The sequence below is a fragment of the Streptomyces anandii JCM 4720 genome (genome assembly GCF_014650655.1).
Taxonomy (GTDB): Bacteria; Actinomycetota; Actinomycetes; order Streptomycetales; family Streptomycetaceae; genus Streptomyces; species Streptomyces anandii.
The window spans coordinates 160937-176559 of record NZ_BMVJ01000007.1; the positions used below are offsets into that span (position 1 = coordinate 160937).

Genomic DNA, 15623 nt, shown 5'->3' on the forward strand with positions numbered 1-15623 from the left:
TGTGTCACAGAGGGGTCTGGTTCCCTCCGCGGGGGCGCACGCCTATCGTCAAGGTCATGTTCGCTGTCTACGCCGCCCGAATCGACCGCGACCGGCCGCTGAACGGTCTGGAGTCGGGGGAGCGCCCGGCCCCCGAGGCCCGCCCCGGCTGGAGCACCGTCCATGTCAGGGCCGCCTCCCTCAACCATCACGACCTGTGGTCCCTCAAGGGTGTCGGCCTGTCCGAGGACAAGCTGCCGATGATCCTCGGCTGCGACGCCGCGGGCGTCGACGAGGACGGCAACGAGGTCGTCCTGCACTCCGTGATCGGCCAGAGCGGACACGGGGTCGGCCCCCGCGAGCCCCGCTCCATCCTCACCGAGCGCTACCAGGGCACCTTCGCCGAGCAGGTCTCCGTGCCAACCTGGAACATCCTGCCCAAGCCCAAGGAGCTCTCCTTCGCGGAGGCCGCCTGCCTGCCCACGGCCTGGCTCACGGCGTACCGGATGCTCTTCACCAACGCCGGGGTGCGCCCCGGCGACTCCGTCCTCGTACAGGGCGCCGGCGGCGGTGTCGCCACGGCCGCCATCGTGCTCGGCAAGGCGGCCGGGCTGAAGGTCTTCGCCACCAGCAGGGACGAGGCCAGGCGCAAGCGGGCGCTCGAGCTCGGCGCGGTGGAGGCGCTGGAGTCGGGGGCCCGGCTGCCGCAGCGGGTGGACGCCGTGATCGAGACCGTGGGCGCGGCCACCTGGTCGCACTCGGTGAAGTCGCTGCGCCCGGGCGGCACGATCGTCATCTCCGGCGCCACCAGCGGCGACCGCCCCTCGCACGCCGAGCTGACCCGGATCTTCTTCCTGGAGCTGAAGGTCGTCGGTTCCACCATGGGCACCAAGGACGAGCTGGAGGACCTGCTCTCCTTCTGCGCCTCCACCGGTGTGCGTCCCGTGATCGACGAGGTGCTTCCGCTCGACCGGGCCCGGGAGGGCTTCGAACGGCTCGAGGCGGGCGACCAGTTCGGCAAGATCGTGCTGACCAACGACTGACCCCCACGCCTCCGTCAACCAAGGTTGACGTCTGCCTGTGTGTCAACGTACGTTGACATCATGACCGAAGCAACGGATCTCGCCGAGCGCGCGGGCGACCGGGACCCCCGGGTCGGCCTGCGGGCCGTCGCCGCGCTGCGCCGGCTGCTGGAGCAGCTGGAGGCGGTGCAGGTGCGCAGCGCGCGCAACCAGGGCTGGTCGTGGCAGGAGATCGCCGCCGAACTCGGCGTCAGCAGGCAGGCCGTGCACAAGAAGTACGGGAGGCAGTGATGTTCGAACGGTTCACCAAGGACGCCCGCGCCGTGATCGAGGGCGCCGCCGGACACGCCGAGCGGGCCGGCGCGGAACGGGTCGAGGAGTCCCATGTCCTGCTCGCCCTGTTCGACCGCGAGGGCAGCCGTGGTTCGTTCGCCCTGACGGCGCTCGGCCTCACCCCCGCCCGGCGGCAGGAGGTCGTACGGGAACTGGACGGGGCGCGTCGCCGGGGCGGGCTGTCGCGGGCCGACGCCGAGGCACTCTCCGGACTGGGCATCGACCTGGCGGAGGTGGTCTCACGCGTCGAAGAGGCGCACGGCGAGGGCGCGCTGGCCGCGAGGCGGTACGGCCTCGGCCGGCACTGGTCCGGCAGGCGGCTGTTCAGCCGCGGTGCCAGGGACCTGCTCACCCAGTCGCTGCGCGTGGCCTTGGGCCACCGCGACCGCCACATCGGCGACGAGCACCTCCTGCTCGCCCTCGCCTCCCACCCCGGCGTGCCCGCCGAGGTCCTCGCCGATCACGGGGTGACGTACGAGACGCTGAACCGCGTGCTGTACGGCGGGGGAGAGGCGCGCGCGGCCGGGTGAGGTGGGCGGCGCCGGCCCTCACACCTTGGGCCGGCGCAGCACCACCCCGATGTGGGCCGCCGCCGTCGACAGATGCCGACGGGTCTCGCGCAGCTGCTCCGCGGTGACGCCGTGGTCGCGGGCCGCGTCCCGGATGTCGTCCCGGAAGCGGTCCAGGAGCCGGTCCAGGTCACGGGCCGGATCGCCGGTCGGGTCCTCGTGCGCCCAGGCGGGTTCGTAGGCGGCGGGGAAGTCCTCCGGGGTCTTGGAGTACTCGGGCCGGCTCCCGCTCGTGGCGGTGCCGGCCGCCGGACGCCCGAAGCCGAGGTCCCGGCCGAACTCCTTGCCGAAGTCCTTGCCGAAGTCGCCCATCTCCTTGGCCAGTTCGGTCAGGCCCTCGCGCATCCCCGTGGGCCAGTCGCCCCGCGCGAAGTGGTCCTGCACCTGCTCCTGCACCCGCCTCGCGATGCGCTGCAATTCCTCCTGCGCCTGCTCGCGGGCCCGCTCCTGGGCCTCCTTGGCCTGGCGCCGGGCGCGCTGGGCCTCCTCGCGGGCGCGGCGGCTCTCGTCCTTGGCCCGCCTCGCCTGCTCCTTCCACTCCTGCTTGGCGCGCCGCATCTCCTCCTTGGCGGCCTGCCAGGCCTCCTTGTCGGTGATGTCGGTGTACTCCCCGGCGGTGCGGGCCGTGCGGCCCGGGCCCGGGCCGTTGCGGGCCTCGGTGGCGGCCGCGCGCATCTCGCGGCGCAGGTCGCCGGCGGCCCCGCGCACATCGGCCCGGATCTCGGCGGCGAGCTCGGCGACCGACTCGCGGATCTCCAGCTCCAGGTCGGCCAGTTCGCCACTGCGGTCGGCGAGCTCGGCACGGCCGGCGTCCGTGATCGCGTACACCTTGCGGCCGCCCTCGGTGGTGTGCGTGACCAGGCCCTCGGCCTCCAGCTTGGCCAGCCGGGGGTAGACGGTGCCCGCCGACGGCGCGTACAGCCCCTGGAAGCGCTCCTCCAGGAGGCGGATCACCTCGTAGCCGTGGCGCGGGGCCTCGTCGAGCAGCTTGAGCAGGTAGAGGCGGAGGCGTCCGTGGGCGAAGACGGGGGGCATGTCAGAGCACCTTCTTGTCGGTCGTTCCGTCGGTCGTGCCGTCTGTCGGGTCGTCGCTGGTTGCGCCCCCGGGCCGTGGCTGCGCCTCCCACGGGCCGTCCTCCACCGGCGGGCGGCGCAGCAGAGCGATCGAGCCGGAGACCGTGGTCGCCTTCAGCTTGCCGTTGCCCGAGCCGAGCCGGCCGGTGATGCGCTTGGCGCCCCACTGGCCGCTGACCCGGAGGTCCTCGAAGGCGTTGGACACCGAGCCGCTGGCGGTGTTCGCCTCCACCTGCGTGTCCGCGGGATGGGGCAGCCGGATGGCGATCTCCCCGGAGACGTTGGTCAGGCTGACGTCGGTGGGGCCGCCCGCCGGGTCCAGGTCGACGATCATCGAGCCGCTCACCGAGTCGGCCTTGACCGAGGAGCCGGCGCCCTCGACCACCGTCAGGTCGCCGGAGACGGAGTTGAACCGCAGGTCGCCGGAGAGCGCCTGCGCCTCCACGTTGCCCGACACGGTGTCCGCGCGGACCGGGCCGGTCAGGCCCACCAGGGTGGTGTCACCGGTGACGCCCTTGACCTCCGCGCGCCCGTCGATCCCCGACACCACCGCGGTGGCGCCGACCACGCCGACCTCGACGCGGGTCGCGGCCGGAACGGCCAGGGACACCACGGCGCTGCGCCGCCAGCCCTTGCGGTCCAGCCACTTGAGGAACCCCTTCCAGGGCAGGTCCTCGTAGGCCACCGTCAGGGTGCCGCCCTGCTGGGTGACCACCAGGGGCGGGCCCTCGATCTCGGTGACCTCCAGGCGGGCGGAACTCTCGTCGGTGCCCACGACGTTCACCGTTCCGTTGACGATGCGGACGTTGAGCTCGGTCACGGGCTCGTCGAAGGTGAGCTTGCCGGGCTCGCCCACGGACCACTCGGACATGGTGCGGACCTCCTGAGACGACCGGACCGCGCGCAGACGGCACCGGAGACGGAACGGAACGGCACGACGCGATACGTCGATCGACACGCCATATCGCGTCTTACGTGAAACACGATATATCGCGGCCGCCGAAAGTCAAGGCACTCTTCCGGGCGAACAGGCGCGGCACCCGGCGCCCGCACAGCGCAGGGGCGCCCGGCGCCCGGAAACATGAAGGGCGCCCCCAAGGGGCGCCCGTGATGCGATGGGAAGCACGGACCGGTGACCGGCCCGACCGGCTACTCGTCGTCCTCGTCGTCCAGCCGTGCCAGCCAGGTCGCCAGCCGCTCGACCGGGACCTCGAAGTCCGGGTTCAGGTCCACGAACGTGCGCAGCTGCTCGGCCAGCCACTCGAAGGTGACCTCCTCCGCGCCGCGGCGCTTCTCCAGCTCTTCGATTCCTCGGTCGGTGAAGTACATGACTCAAGGATAGGCGCGCGAAAACGGCCGGGCCGCACTCCCCGGGGGGAGTGCGGCCCGGCCACGTGGCACTGCGCCCCTACGCCTCGAACACCTCGCGCACGAGCTGCTCCTGCTCCGCCTGGTGCCGCTTGGCGGAACCGACGGCCGGGGAGGAGCTGTGCGGACGCGAGATGCGGCGCAGGCGCTCGCCCGCGGGCACGTCCGCGCCGACCGCCAGGTCCAGGTGGTCGATCAGGTTGAGCGCGATGAACGGCCAGGCACCCTGGTTCGCCGGCTCCTCCTGCGTCCACAGGTACTTCTCGGCGTTCGGGTACTTCTTGATCTCCGCCTGGAGCTCGGCGCCCGGCAGCGGGTACAGGCGCTCGATGCGGATGATCGCCGTGTCCGTCACGCCGCGCTTGCGGCGCTCGGCCTCGAGGTCGTAGTAGACCTTGCCGGCGCAGAAGACGACCTTGCGCACCGCACTCGGGTCGACCGAGGCGTCCCCGATGACCGGGCGGAACTGGCCCGTGGTGAACTCCTCCGCCTTCGAGGCCGCGGCCTTCAGGCGCAGCATCGACTTCGGGGTGAAGACGACCAGCGGCTTGTGGTGCGGGTTGTGCACCTGCCACCGCAGGAGGTGGAAGTAGTTCGACGGCAGGGTCGGCATCGCGACCGTCATGTTGTTCTGCGCGCACAGCTGGAGGTAGCGCTCGATGCGGGCCGAGGAGTGGTCCGGGCCCTGGCCCTCGTAGCCGTGCGGCAGCAGCAGCGTGACGCCGGAGGTCTGGCCCCACTTCTGCTCGGCGGCCGAGATGTACTCGTCGATGACCGACTGGGCGCCGTTGGCGAAGTCGCCGAACTGCGCCTCCCACATCACCAGCGCGTCGGGGCGGGTGAGCGAGTAGCCGTATTCGAAGCCCATCACCGCGTACTCGGAGAGCAGCGAGTCGTAGACGTTGTAGCGGGCCTGCTCGTCGGACAGATACAGCAGCGGGGTGTAGTCCTCGCCGGTCTCGCGGTCGATCAGCACCGCGTGACGCTGGCCGAAGGTGCCGCGGCGGGAGTCCTGGCCGGAGAGCCGGACCGGGACGCCCTCGAGCAGCAGCGAGCCGATCGCGAGGGTCTCGCCCATGCCCCAGTCGATGGTGCCGTCCTCGACCATCGCCGCCCGGCGCTGCAGCTGGGGCAGCAGACGCGGGTGGACGGTGAAGTGCTCGGGGATGTTGACCTGCGACTCGGCGATGCGCTTGACGACCTCTGCGGAGATCGCGGTGCTGACCTGGACCGGGAAGCCCGCCTGCGGGTCCGGGGACTGCGGGGTGGCCGGCTGCGAGGTCGCCTCGCGGACCTCGGTGAAGACCTTCTCCAGCTGGCCCTGGTAGTCCTGCAGCGCCTGCTCGGCCTCTTCCAGGGTGATGTCGCCGCGACCGATCAGGGACTCGGTGTAGAGCTTGCGCACCGAGCGCTTCTTGTCGATCAGGTCGTACATCAGCGGCTGGGTGAAGGCCGGGTTGTCCGACTCGTTGTGACCGCGGCGGCGGTAGCAGATGAGGTCGATCACCACGTCCTTGTTGAACGCCTGGCGGAACTCGAAGGCCAGCCGCGCGACGCGGACCACGGCCTCCGGGTCGTCGCCGTTCACGTGGAAGATCGGGGCCTCGATCATCCGCGCGACGTCGGTGGCGTACATCGACGAGCGCGAGGACTCCGGGGCGGCGGTGAAGCCGACCTGGTTGTTGATGACGATGTGGACCGTGCCGCCGGTGCGGTAGCCGCGCAGCTGCGACATGTTCAGGGTCTCTGCCACCACGCCCTGGCCCGCGAAGGCCGCGTCGCCGTGGATCGCCACCGGCAGGACGGTGAAGTCCGTGCCGCCCTTGTTGATGATGTCCTGCTTGGCGCGGGCGATGCCCTCGATGACCGGGTCGACCGTCTCCAGGTGGGAGGGGTTCGCGGCCAGCGAGACCTTGATCTGCTCGCCGTCCAGGCCGGTGAAGGTGCCCTCGGCGCCCAGGTGGTACTTCACGTCGCCGGAGCCGTGCATCGACTTCGGGTCGAGGTTGCCCTCGAACTCGCGGAAGATCTGCGCGTAGGACTTGCCGACGATGTTGGCGAGCACGTTGAGGCGGCCGCGGTGGGCCATGCCGATGACGACCTCGTCCAGGCGGGACTCGGCGGCCGAGTCCAGCACCGCGTCGAGCAGCGGGATGACGGACTCGCCGCCCTCCAGGGAGAACCGCTTCTGCCCCACGTACTTGGTCTGCAGGAAGGTCTCGAAGGCCTCCGCCGCGTTCAGCCGGCGCAGGATGCGCAGCTGCTCCTCGCGCTCCGGCTTGGAGTGCGGGCGCTCGACGCGGTCCTGGATCCACTTGCGCTGCTTGGGGTCCTGGATGTGCATGTACTCGATGCCGGTGGTGCGGCAGTACGAGTCGCGCAGCACGCCGAGGATGTCGCGCAGCTTCATCATCGACTTGCCCGCGAAGCCGCCGACGGCGAACTCGCGCTCCAGGTCCCACAGGGTGAGGCCGTGCTCGACGATGTCCAGGTCGGGGTGCTTGCGCTGGCGGTACTCCAGCGGGTCGGTGTCGGCCATGACGTGGCCGCGGACCCGGTAGGAGTGGATCAGCTCGAAGACCCGCGCGGCCTTGGTGACGTCGTCGTCGTGGGAGGCGTCGATGTCCTTGAGCCAGCGGACCGGCTCGTAGGGGATGCGCAGGGCCTCGAAGATCTCGTCGTAGAAGCCGTTCTCGCCGAGCAGGAGGTTGGCCACCTGGCGCAGGAACTCGCCGGAGGCGGCGCCCTGGATCACCCGGTGGTCGTAGGTCGACGTGAGCGTCATGACCTTGGAGACGCCGAGCTTGTTCAGGGTGTCCTGGGAGGTGCCCTGGAACTCCGCCGGGTAGTCCATGGAGCCGACGCCCATGATCACCGACTGGCCGGGCATCAGGCGCGGCACGGAGTGGACCGTGCCGAGGCCGCCGGGGTTGGTGAGGGAGACGGTGACGCCGGTGAAGTCGTCCATCGTCAGCTTGCCGTCGCGGGCGCGGCGGACGATGTCCTCGTAGGCCTGCCAGAACTCGAAGAAGTTCAGCGTCTCGGCCTTCTTGATGGCCGCGACGACCAGCTGGCGGTCGCCGTTGGGCTTGACCAGGTCGATGGCCAGGCCGAGGTTGACGTGCGCCGGCTTGATCAGGGCCGGCTTGCCGTCCTTCTCGCCGAACGACCAGTTCATCGACGGCATGGCCTTGATGGCCTGCACCATCGCGAAGCCGATCAGGTGCGTGAAGGAGATCTTCCCGCCGCGGGCCCGCTTGAGGTGGTTGTTGATGACGATGCGGTTGTCGAACAGCAGCTTCACCGGGACCGCGCGCACGGACGTGGCCGTGGGCAGCTCCAGCGAGGCGTTCATGTTCTTGGCGACCGCGGCGGACGGGCCGCGCAGCGTCACGAACTCGGGGCCCTCGGGCGCGGCGGCGGCGGGCGCGGCCTTCGCCTTGGCGGCGGCCGGCTTCGCGGCGGCGGGCGCGGCCGGGGCGGCCGGAGCGGCCTGGGGGGCCGGCTTGGCGGGCGCCGGAGCAGCCGCCGCGGGCTTCGCCGCAGCGGGCGCGGCCTGCGCGGGCGTGGCCTGGGCGGGCGCCGACGGGGCCGTGGTGGTCCCTGCGGCCCCCGCGGCCGCAGTGCCCGCCGCGGCCGTGGTGGCGGCCCCCGGCTTGTAGTCGGCGAAGAAGTCCCACCAGGCGCGGTCTACCGAGTTCGGGTCCTGGAGGTACTGCTGATAGATCTCGTCGACGAGCCACTCATTGGGACCGAACGCGGCCGCGGGGTTCTTCCCGGCTTGGTCTGCGTCGGTCGAGATGCTCGATGCGTTACTGGGGGACTGTGGCGACACGGCGGCAACCGCCCTCTTCCGCTTCACAAGGTGATGGACAGCGGGAATAAAGGCTACGCCTCCAAGACCGTGAAGGTCAGGTCGGGCCGGTCCTTCGTCGCGTAAGTCACATCAAAAGCTGGGTTTCGGGGCTTGAAATGGCGGGAAACAAGTGTGGTTCACCGGCTGATGGGAAGGCTGGACCCGGGCCTGACCCCCCGAAGGTGCAGGCCCCCGCCTGATCGCACGGGTCCGGTGGCGCCGGTGATCGTGGATCTTGTGGTTCCGGATCGAACTTTACGTCAACTTGGTGCGGAGCGAGGCCCTGGAAGGGTGACGAGGATCCGGCAGCCACGCTCGGATTCGGCCACGCCGATCCGGCCGCCGTGCAGATCCACCGCCCAGCGCGCGATCGCCAGCCCCAGTCCCGTGCCGCCGTCGCTGCCCGGACCGTGCGGCCGGCTCACCGCGCCCCGGTTGAAGCGCTCGAAGACGCGGTGCCACTCCGAGCGCGGAATGCCGGGTCCCTCGTCGAGGACCTCCAGCTCCAGCGAGTCCGGCTGCGGCCCGCGCCGCGCCTTCACCGTCACGCGCCCGTGCGGCGGGCTGTGCTTGACCGCGTTGTCGATCAGGTTGGCGACGACCTGGTGGATGCGCTCGGGGTCCGCGTGCGCGGTCAGCTCCGGCGGGGAGACGTCGAGGTGGAGGTGGACGTCGGTACGGGTGTGGCTGCCGGACCCGGAGGCGATGCCGGCGCGCACCGAGGCGACCATGTTGGCCTCCTTCAGCACGCCCGACAGATACGGCCACACCTCGAACCGCCGCGTCTTCAGCGGCACCACGCCGTTGTCCAGCCGGGAGAGGTCCAGCAGCGTCTCGACCAGCCGGCCGAGGCGCTCGGTCTGCTTCAGGGCCGTGCGCATGGTCTCGGGGTCGGCCTCGGTGACCCCGTCGACGATGTTCTCCAGCACCGCGCGCAGGCCCGCGATGGGGGTGCGCAGCTCGTGCGAGACGTTCGCCACAAGTTCCTTGCGCTGGCGGTCCTGCGCCGCGAGCTCGTCGGCCATGCGGTTGATGGTCTGGGCCAGCGTGCCCAGTTCGTCCCGGCGGTTCTCCCGCACCCGGCGCGTGTAGTCGCCGTGCGAGATGGACCGGGCCACCGCGTTCATCTCGTCCAGCGGCGAGGTGAGCGAATGCGCCACGAACTGCGTAATGAGAAGCGTGGCGATCATCGAGAAGACCATGATGAAGCGGAGCTCGGTCTTGGTGTGCACCGCGATCATCGACAGGCCCGTGGTGATCAGCACCGAGATGACGACCAGTGCGCCCAGCTTGGTCTTGATCGAGAACGGGCGTACGCCGCCCAGGCGTTCGCCGGAGTCTCTCCGCGCGGCCGGCCCGCCGCTCATGGGGTGGGCGTCTCCAGCGCGTAGCCCACGCCGTGCACCGTGCGGATCCGCTCGGCGCCGATCTTCCGGCGCAGCGCCTTGATGTGGCTGTCCACGGTCCGGGTGCCGGAGGCGTCCGCCCAGTCCCAGACCTCGGCCAGCAGCTGCTCGCGCGAGAGCACCGCGCGCGGGGTGTTCGCCAGGCACACCAGCAGGTCGAACTCCGTCGGCGTGAGGTGGACGTCCTCGCTGCGCACCCGCACCCTGCGCTGCGCGTGGTCGATCTCCAGCTCGCCCAGGCGCAGGATGCCGCTGCGCGGGGTGGCCGCGGCGATCGCCGCGCGCTCCACGCGGCGCAGCAGCACGTGCACACGCGCCGCCAGCTCCCGCATCGAGAAGGGCTTGGTCATGTAGTCGTCGGCGCCGACGCCCAGCCCGACCAGCATGTCGGTCTCGTCGTCGCGCGCGGTGAGCATCAGCACCGGCACCGGCCGGGCGGCCTGCACACGGCGGCAGACCTCCAGCCCGTCGAAGCCGGGCAGCATGATGTCGAGGATCAGCAGATCGGGCTGCCAGGCCTCGGCGGTGTCCACGGCGGCCGGCCCGTCGCCCGCGGTCTGCACGAGGAATCCCTCGGCGCGCAGGCGGGTGGCGATGGCGTCCATGATGGTCTGGTCGTCCTCGACCACCAGGACCCGGCGCTGGGCGCCCGGGGTGGCCGTCGTGCCGTTGTGCGCGGTGTGTGTCTGCTCCATCGCCCGCCCCTGAGTTGCTTTCCGGAATCCGTGGGGTGATCCCTTGACTGCGCGTGGTTGCGATTGACGCTTGAATGATCGGCGTCAGGGAAGCAGCGTACGGGGAGTCACCGCGGCTTTGCTATCCAGGTCGGACGCCGATGTGCACGACGTCCGGAACGCCCCGGGCAACGGGGATCTCTTCGGTGCGCACCTGTTGGAACCCGACATTCCGCAAGGTTCCCTCGAATTCCGGAGACGGCTCGGCCGACCATACGGCGAGCACCCCGCCGGGCCTCAACACCCTTGCGCAGCTTGCCAGTCCGGCCGGTGCGTACAGCCCCGCGTTGCCCTCCGTGACCGTCCAGCCGGGGCCGTTGTCGATGTCGAGGCAGAGCGCGTCGAACGTGGCGGAAGTCTCATTGACGTAGTCGATCAGATCACTCTCGACGATGCCGGTGCGCGGGTCGGCGAGCGCGGACGCGGTCAGCCCGGACAGCGGGCCGTCGCGGTGCCAGCCGACGATCGCGCGCTCCCGCTCGACGACGGTGATCCGCCCCCAGCGCGGGTCCGCGGCGGCGTGCGCGAGCGAGAAGCCGACGCCCAGGCCACCGATCAGCACGTCCGGGTGTGGCCGGCCGTCCAGCGCGGCGAGGGCGGCGTCGACGAGGAGCCGCTCGGAACGCCCGTCGGAGGTGTCCATCAGGAAGCAGCCGTTGGCGATGATCTGCAGCAGCGGGCCGTGCCGGCGCAGCACGACCTCGCCGTGGGGACCCTCGCGGCGGTCCAGCACGATGGGGGAGCCGTACGACGTGGTCATGAGGGCATCCTGCCCCAACACGCCTGTACGGCCACGTGAATTACGGGTGACAGCGGCGGTACGACAATCTGCGAGGATCCTCGATGAGGATCTTGCATGAGGAACTTAATAGCTTCCTGAGAATCGGCCGTGCGGTGGCGCCGGTCATAGACACGAGGCGTCCGTGACCCGAAGGGTGGGATGCGACGGAAGGAGGCCCCCACGGTGGAACGGACTGCGACGGCCGAGGCCGCGGCCTCGTCGCCGCCCTCGAACGCTCCCCTTCCACCGCCGTCCGGGGGCGCCCGACACCTGCTGGACGGAATGCCGCAGCAGCGCCCGCGCGGCGAGGCCGCGCCGGTCCCGCGCGGCCTTTGTGCGGAAGCGGCGGGGCCGGCGCCGGCCGCGCCCGTGCGGCCGTGCTGGACGGCCCTCCCCGCGGCCTGGCCGCGGACGCGGCGCTCCTGGCGGCTGCTCCCCGGTCCCACCAGTACGCCGTTCACCTTCTGGTACGCGGCCCTGCTCGCCGTCACCTCGCTGATCGCGCGGTACGCCGCTCCGGACCTCATGGACGCGCTGTACCGCAGCTCCAGCACGGACGTCGCGCACCTGGTGCGGGTGCCCCTGCTGGTGCTGCCGGCGAGCGCGCTGTGGATCGCGGGCGGCGTCGCCTCGCCGTACGCGCTGTGCTTCCTGCTGGTGCTCACCGCGCTGGAGCGGCGCACGGGTGCGCTGCGGACGGCCGGGGTGTTCCTGGCCGGGCACGTGCTGGCCACGCTGGCCACCGAGATCCCGGTCGCCCTCGGGGTGCTTTCCGGGGACCTGCCGGCGAGCTCGCTGCACCGCCTCGACTACGGCATCAGCTTCGGCGTCGCCGCGAGCGTCGGCGCCCTCGCCGGACTGGTGCGCCCGTGGGTGCGCTGGCCGCTGCTGACGCTGTTCGTCGCCACGATCATCGAGGACCTGCTCACCTTCGTCGACCCCATGACGAGCTCGGGCCACCTCGTCTCCGTGGGACTGGGCATGGCGGCCTGGCCGCTGCTGCGGCGGTCACGGCGCATCCCCTGATCGCTGTGGGCGAACGGCGGTCGGGGAACATTCGGTGGTACCCCGGGCATTGAGTCGGCATAGCTCAACTTGACTGCCGAAGGGGAGATCATGGCTGCTGAGTCCACGGCGTTCACACCGCTCGTCCTGCCCGTGCTGCCGCTCGACGACGAGGTCGTGCTGCCCGGGATGGTGGTTCCGCTGGACCTGAGCGACTCCGAGGTGCGCGCCGCGGTCGAGGCCGCCCAGGCCGCCGCGCGGTCGGAGCCGGGCAAGCCCAAGGTGCTGCTGGTGCCGCGCATCGAGGGAACGTACGCCAGGACGGGCGTCCTGGGCACCGTCGAGCAGGTCGGCCGGCTGGCCGACGGGGACCCGGGCGCCCTGATCCGCGGCCGGGGCCGGGTGCGGATCGGCGCCGGCACCACCGGCCCGGGCGCCGCGCTGTGGGTCGAGGGCACGCGGATCGACGAGAGCGTCCCCGAGCCGCTGCCCGGGCAGGTCGCCGAACTGGTCAAGGAGTACAAGGCCCTCGCCACCGCCTGGCTGCGCAAGCGCGGCGCCTGGCAGGTCGTGGACCGTGTGCAGGCCATCGACGACGTCTCCGCGCTCGCCGACAACTCCGGCTACTCGCCCTTCCTGACCACCGAGCAGAAGATCGGGCTGCTGGAGACCGCCGACCCGGTGGCCCGTCTGAAGCTCGCCACCCAGCAGCTGCGCGACCACCTCGCCGAGCAGGACGTGGCCGAGACCATCGCCAAGGACGTCCAGGAGGGCGTCGACAAGCAGCAGCGGGAGTTCCTGCTGCGCCGCCAGCTCGAAGCGGTGCGCAAGGAACTGCGCGAGCTGAACGGCGAGAGCGAGGGCGAGGAGTCCGACGACTACCGCGCCCGCGTCGAGGCCGCCGACCTGCCCGAGAAGGTCCGCGAGGCCGCGCTCAAAGAGGTCGACAAGCTGGAGCGCGCCTCCGACGCCTCGCCGGAGGGCTCCTGGATCCGCACCTGGCTCGACACCGTCCTGGAGATGCCGTGGAACGAGCGGACCGAGGACGCCTACGACATCCAGGGCGCCAAGGCGGTCCTGGACGCCGAGCACGCCGGCCTGCAGGACGTGAAGGAGCGCATCACCGAGTACCTGGCCGTGCGCAAGCGGCGCGGCGACCGCGGCCTGGGCGTCATCGGCGGGCGGCGCGGGGGCGCCGTGCTGGCCCTCGTCGGGCCGCCCGGTGTCGGCAAGACCAGCCTCGGCGAGTCCGTCGCCCACGCGATGGGCCGCAAGTTCGTCCGCGTCGCCCTCGGCGGCGTACGCGACGAGGCCGAGGTGCGCGGCCACCGGCGTACGTACGTCGGCGCGCTGCCCGGACGGATCGTGCGCGCCATCAAGGAGGCCGGGTCCATGAACCCGGTGGTCCTGCTGGACGAGATCGACAAGGTGGGCTCCGACTTCCGGGGCGACCCGGCCGCGGCCCTGCTGGAGGTCCTGGACCCGGCGCAGAACCACACCTTCCGGGACCACTACCTGGAGGTCGAGCTCGACCTGTCGGACGTGGTCTTCCTCGCCACCGCCAACGTGCTCGAGGCAATCCCCGAGGCCCTCGCGGACCGTATGGAGATCGTGCGGCTCGACGGTTACACCGAGGACGAGAAGGTCGTCATCGCCCGCGACCACCTGCTCCCGCGCCAGCTGGAGCGGGCCGGTCTGAGCAAGGACGAGGTGACGATCGAGGAGGGCGCGCTGCGCAGGCTCGCGGGCGAGTACACGCGCGAGGCGGGCGTGCGCACCCTGGAGCGGTCCGTCGCGCGGCTGCTGCGCAAGGTGGCGGCCCAGCACGAACTGGGCGAGCGGGAGCTGCCGTTCACGGTCACCGCGGACGGCCTGCGCGCCCTGATCGGCCGGCCGCACCACGTGCCCGAGTCCGCCCAGGACCCGGCGGAGCGCCGCACGGCCGTGCCCGGTGTGGCGACCGGGCTCGCGGTCACCGGCGCCGGCGGCGACGTGCTCTTCGTCGAGGCGTCCCTGGCCGACCCGGAGACGGGCGGGGCGGGGCTGACCCTGACCGGTCAGCTGGGTGACGTGATGAAGGAGTCGGCGCAGATCGCGCTGAGCTTCCTGCGCAGCCACGGCGCCGAACTGGAGCTGCCGGTGGGCGACCTGAAGGACCGGGGCGTGCACATCCACTTCCCGGCGGGCGCGGTGCCGAAGGACGGCCCGAGCGCGGGCATCACGATGACCACGGCGCTCGCGTCGCTGCTCTCGGGCCGTCTGGTCCGCACGGACGTGGCGATGACCGGCGAGGTCTCGCTGACCGGGCGCGTGCTTCCGATCGGCGGCGTGAAGCAGAAGCTGCTCGCCGCGCAGCGCGCCGGGGTGACCACCGTGATCATCCCCAAGCGCAACGAGCCCGACCTGGACGACGTCCCCGCGGAGGTGCTGGACAAGCTGGAGGTCCACGCCGTCACCGACGTCCGCCAGGTCCTGGAGCTGGCTCTGGCGCCCGTGGCGAGTGGGGCGGAGCCGGAGGTTCCGGTCGCGGCGTGACGGGCGCGGCCGGATAGGGAAGGCCCGGGTCCCGTGAGGGAGGCCCGGGCCTTCACCGTGCGTGCCGCGGCCCCCGGCTCAGCCGTTGGCCAGGGCCTGGACCCGGTCGAGGGCGCCGTTGAACTTGTCGTGGTCCCCGACCGTCGGGCCGGACGAGGTGTACTGCCACATCGTGTAGTAGCCCCAGCCGGCCGGCAGCGTGCCCGGGGCGGAGGCGTAACGGGCGATCCAGAGCGGGTTGTCGGCCGCGAAACCGCCGTAGTTGCCCGTGCACTGGGTCCACCAGCTGGTGGCCGTGTAGATGACGGCGTCACGGCCGGTGCGGGCCTTGTAGGTGTTCAGGAAGTCGGCGATCCAGCTGACCATGCCGCTCGCGGACTTGCCGTAGCAGGCCGCGCCGTAGGGGTTCCACTCGATGTCGAGGGCGCCCGGGAGGGTCTTGCCGTCGCGGGACCAGCCGCCGCCGTGGTCGACGAAGTAGTTCGCCTGGGTGGCTCCGCTCGTGGTGTCCGGGGTCGCGAAGTGGTACGAACCGCGGATCATGCCGACGTTGTAGGAGCCGTTGTACTGCTGCGCGAAGTAGGGGTTCGTGTAGTACGTCCCCTCGGTCGCCTTGGTGTAGGCCCAGCGGACGCCGCTGTTCCACAGCGTGGACCAGGCGACGTTGCCCTGGTAGGCGCTGACGTCGACGCCCTCGGTCTGGGTGGCCTGGTCGCTGGTCGGCGTCCCTGCCTGGCCGTCGTGGGCCAGTACGCCCATGCCCATGTGGGCGGAGCCGCGGGCGGGGGTGGTGGCGGCCGAGGAGGGGGTGGTGCAGAGGAAGGAGCACGCGGCGAGCAGGGCTCCCGCGACGGTCAGCCGCCGGATGCGGACGGCGGGTCTCGCGGATCTGGACCCGCTGGATCTGCGCACGGGCATGTCGTGCCTCCGAAGCTCGGTGGTGCACGGTGGGGGGAGGTGC

At 71.5% G+C, this 15623-nt stretch carries 13 protein-coding genes; 5 read left to right on the forward strand and 8 right to left on the reverse strand.

The genetic code is table 11. The features are described from left to right. The first annotated feature begins 56 nt into the window (after positions 1 to 56). The 3 genes from IE249_RS15195 to IE249_RS15205 are packed head-to-tail and all read left to right on the forward strand — an operon-like array spanning position 57 to position 1864. Positions 57 to 1022 (forward strand): zinc-binding dehydrogenase, encoded by a 966-nt coding sequence (locus IE249_RS15195; RefSeq protein WP_189705349.1) that lies wholly within the window; start codon positions 57 to 59, stop codon positions 1020 to 1022. A 60-nt stretch (positions 1023 to 1082) separates the two neighbouring features. Then, on the forward strand, positions 1083 to 1292 hold the full coding sequence (locus tag IE249_RS15200) for a helix-turn-helix domain-containing protein (protein ID WP_018571396.1): 210 nt from the start codon (positions 1083 to 1085) through the stop codon (positions 1290 to 1292). Beyond that, positions 1292 to 1864 (forward strand): Clp protease N-terminal domain-containing protein, encoded by a 573-nt coding sequence (locus IE249_RS15205; protein ID WP_189705350.1) that lies wholly within the window; start codon positions 1292 to 1294, stop codon positions 1862 to 1864. Before IE249_RS15200 ends, IE249_RS15205 begins: the two co-directional genes overlap by 1 nt. Positions 1865 to 1882: 18 nt before the next feature. Here the strand turns inward: IE249_RS15205 and IE249_RS15210 are convergent, their stop codons facing one another. The 7 genes from IE249_RS15210 to IE249_RS15240 all read right to left on the reverse strand — a co-directional run bounded on the left by IE249_RS15210 (position 1883) and on the right by IE249_RS15240 (position 11101). Further along, positions 1883 to 2938 carry a PadR family transcriptional regulator gene (locus IE249_RS15210; RefSeq protein ID WP_189705351.1) on the reverse strand — a complete coding sequence of 352 codons (1056 nt, stop codon included), beginning with the start codon at positions 2936 to 2938 and terminating at the stop codon, positions 1883 to 1885. Position 2939: 1 nt separating this feature from the next. Further along, entirely contained in the window at positions 2940 to 3848 is a 909-nt protein-coding gene (locus tag IE249_RS15215) for a DUF4097 family beta strand repeat-containing protein (RefSeq protein WP_189705352.1), read from the reverse strand. 278 nt (positions 3849 to 4126) lie between these two features. Next, on the reverse strand, positions 4127 to 4306 hold the full coding sequence (locus tag IE249_RS15220) for a DUF6104 family protein (RefSeq protein ID WP_073491365.1): 180 nt from the start codon (positions 4304 to 4306) through the stop codon (positions 4127 to 4129). 79 nt (positions 4307 to 4385) lie between these two features. Beyond that, positions 4386 to 8180: a multifunctional oxoglutarate decarboxylase/oxoglutarate dehydrogenase thiamine pyrophosphate-binding subunit/dihydrolipoyllysine-residue succinyltransferase subunit gene (locus tag IE249_RS15225; protein WP_189705353.1), complete on the reverse strand. Its 3795-nt coding sequence runs from the start codon at positions 8178 to 8180 to the stop codon at positions 4386 to 4388. Positions 8181 to 8461: 281 nt separating this feature from the next. Then, on the reverse strand, positions 8462 to 9568 hold the full coding sequence (locus tag IE249_RS15230) for a HAMP domain-containing sensor histidine kinase (protein WP_189705354.1): 1107 nt from the start codon (positions 9566 to 9568) through the stop codon (positions 8462 to 8464). After that, a complete protein-coding gene (locus tag IE249_RS15235; RefSeq protein WP_189705355.1) occupies positions 9565 to 10302 on the reverse strand; it encodes a response regulator transcription factor in 738 nt (245 codons plus the stop codon). Before IE249_RS15235 ends, IE249_RS15230 begins: the two co-directional genes overlap by 4 nt. Positions 10303 to 10423: 121 nt before the next feature. Then, positions 10424 to 11101 (reverse strand): spermidine synthase family protein, encoded by a 678-nt coding sequence (locus IE249_RS15240; protein WP_189705356.1) that lies wholly within the window; start codon positions 11099 to 11101, stop codon positions 10424 to 10426. Positions 11102 to 11305: 204 nt separating this feature from the next. Between IE249_RS15240 and IE249_RS15245 the strand changes: the two genes are divergently transcribed. Both IE249_RS15245 and lon read left to right on the forward strand, forming a co-directional pair. Further along, positions 11306 to 12148 (forward strand): rhomboid-like protein, encoded by an 843-nt coding sequence (locus IE249_RS15245; protein WP_189705357.1) that lies wholly within the window; start codon positions 11306 to 11308, stop codon positions 12146 to 12148. Positions 12149 to 12238: 90 nt separating this feature from the next. Then, positions 12239 to 14662: an endopeptidase La gene (gene lon, locus IE249_RS15250; protein WP_189705358.1), complete on the forward strand. Its 2424-nt coding sequence runs from the start codon at positions 12239 to 12241 to the stop codon at positions 14660 to 14662. Between the two features lie 78 nt (positions 14663 to 14740). On the opposite strand, the gene IE249_RS15255 is transcribed toward lon, so the two are convergent. Then, positions 14741 to 15580 carry a lysozyme gene (locus IE249_RS15255; RefSeq protein WP_189705359.1) on the reverse strand — a complete coding sequence of 280 codons (840 nt, stop codon included), beginning with the start codon at positions 15578 to 15580 and terminating at the stop codon, positions 14741 to 14743. Positions 15581 to 15623: the final 43 nt, after the last annotated feature.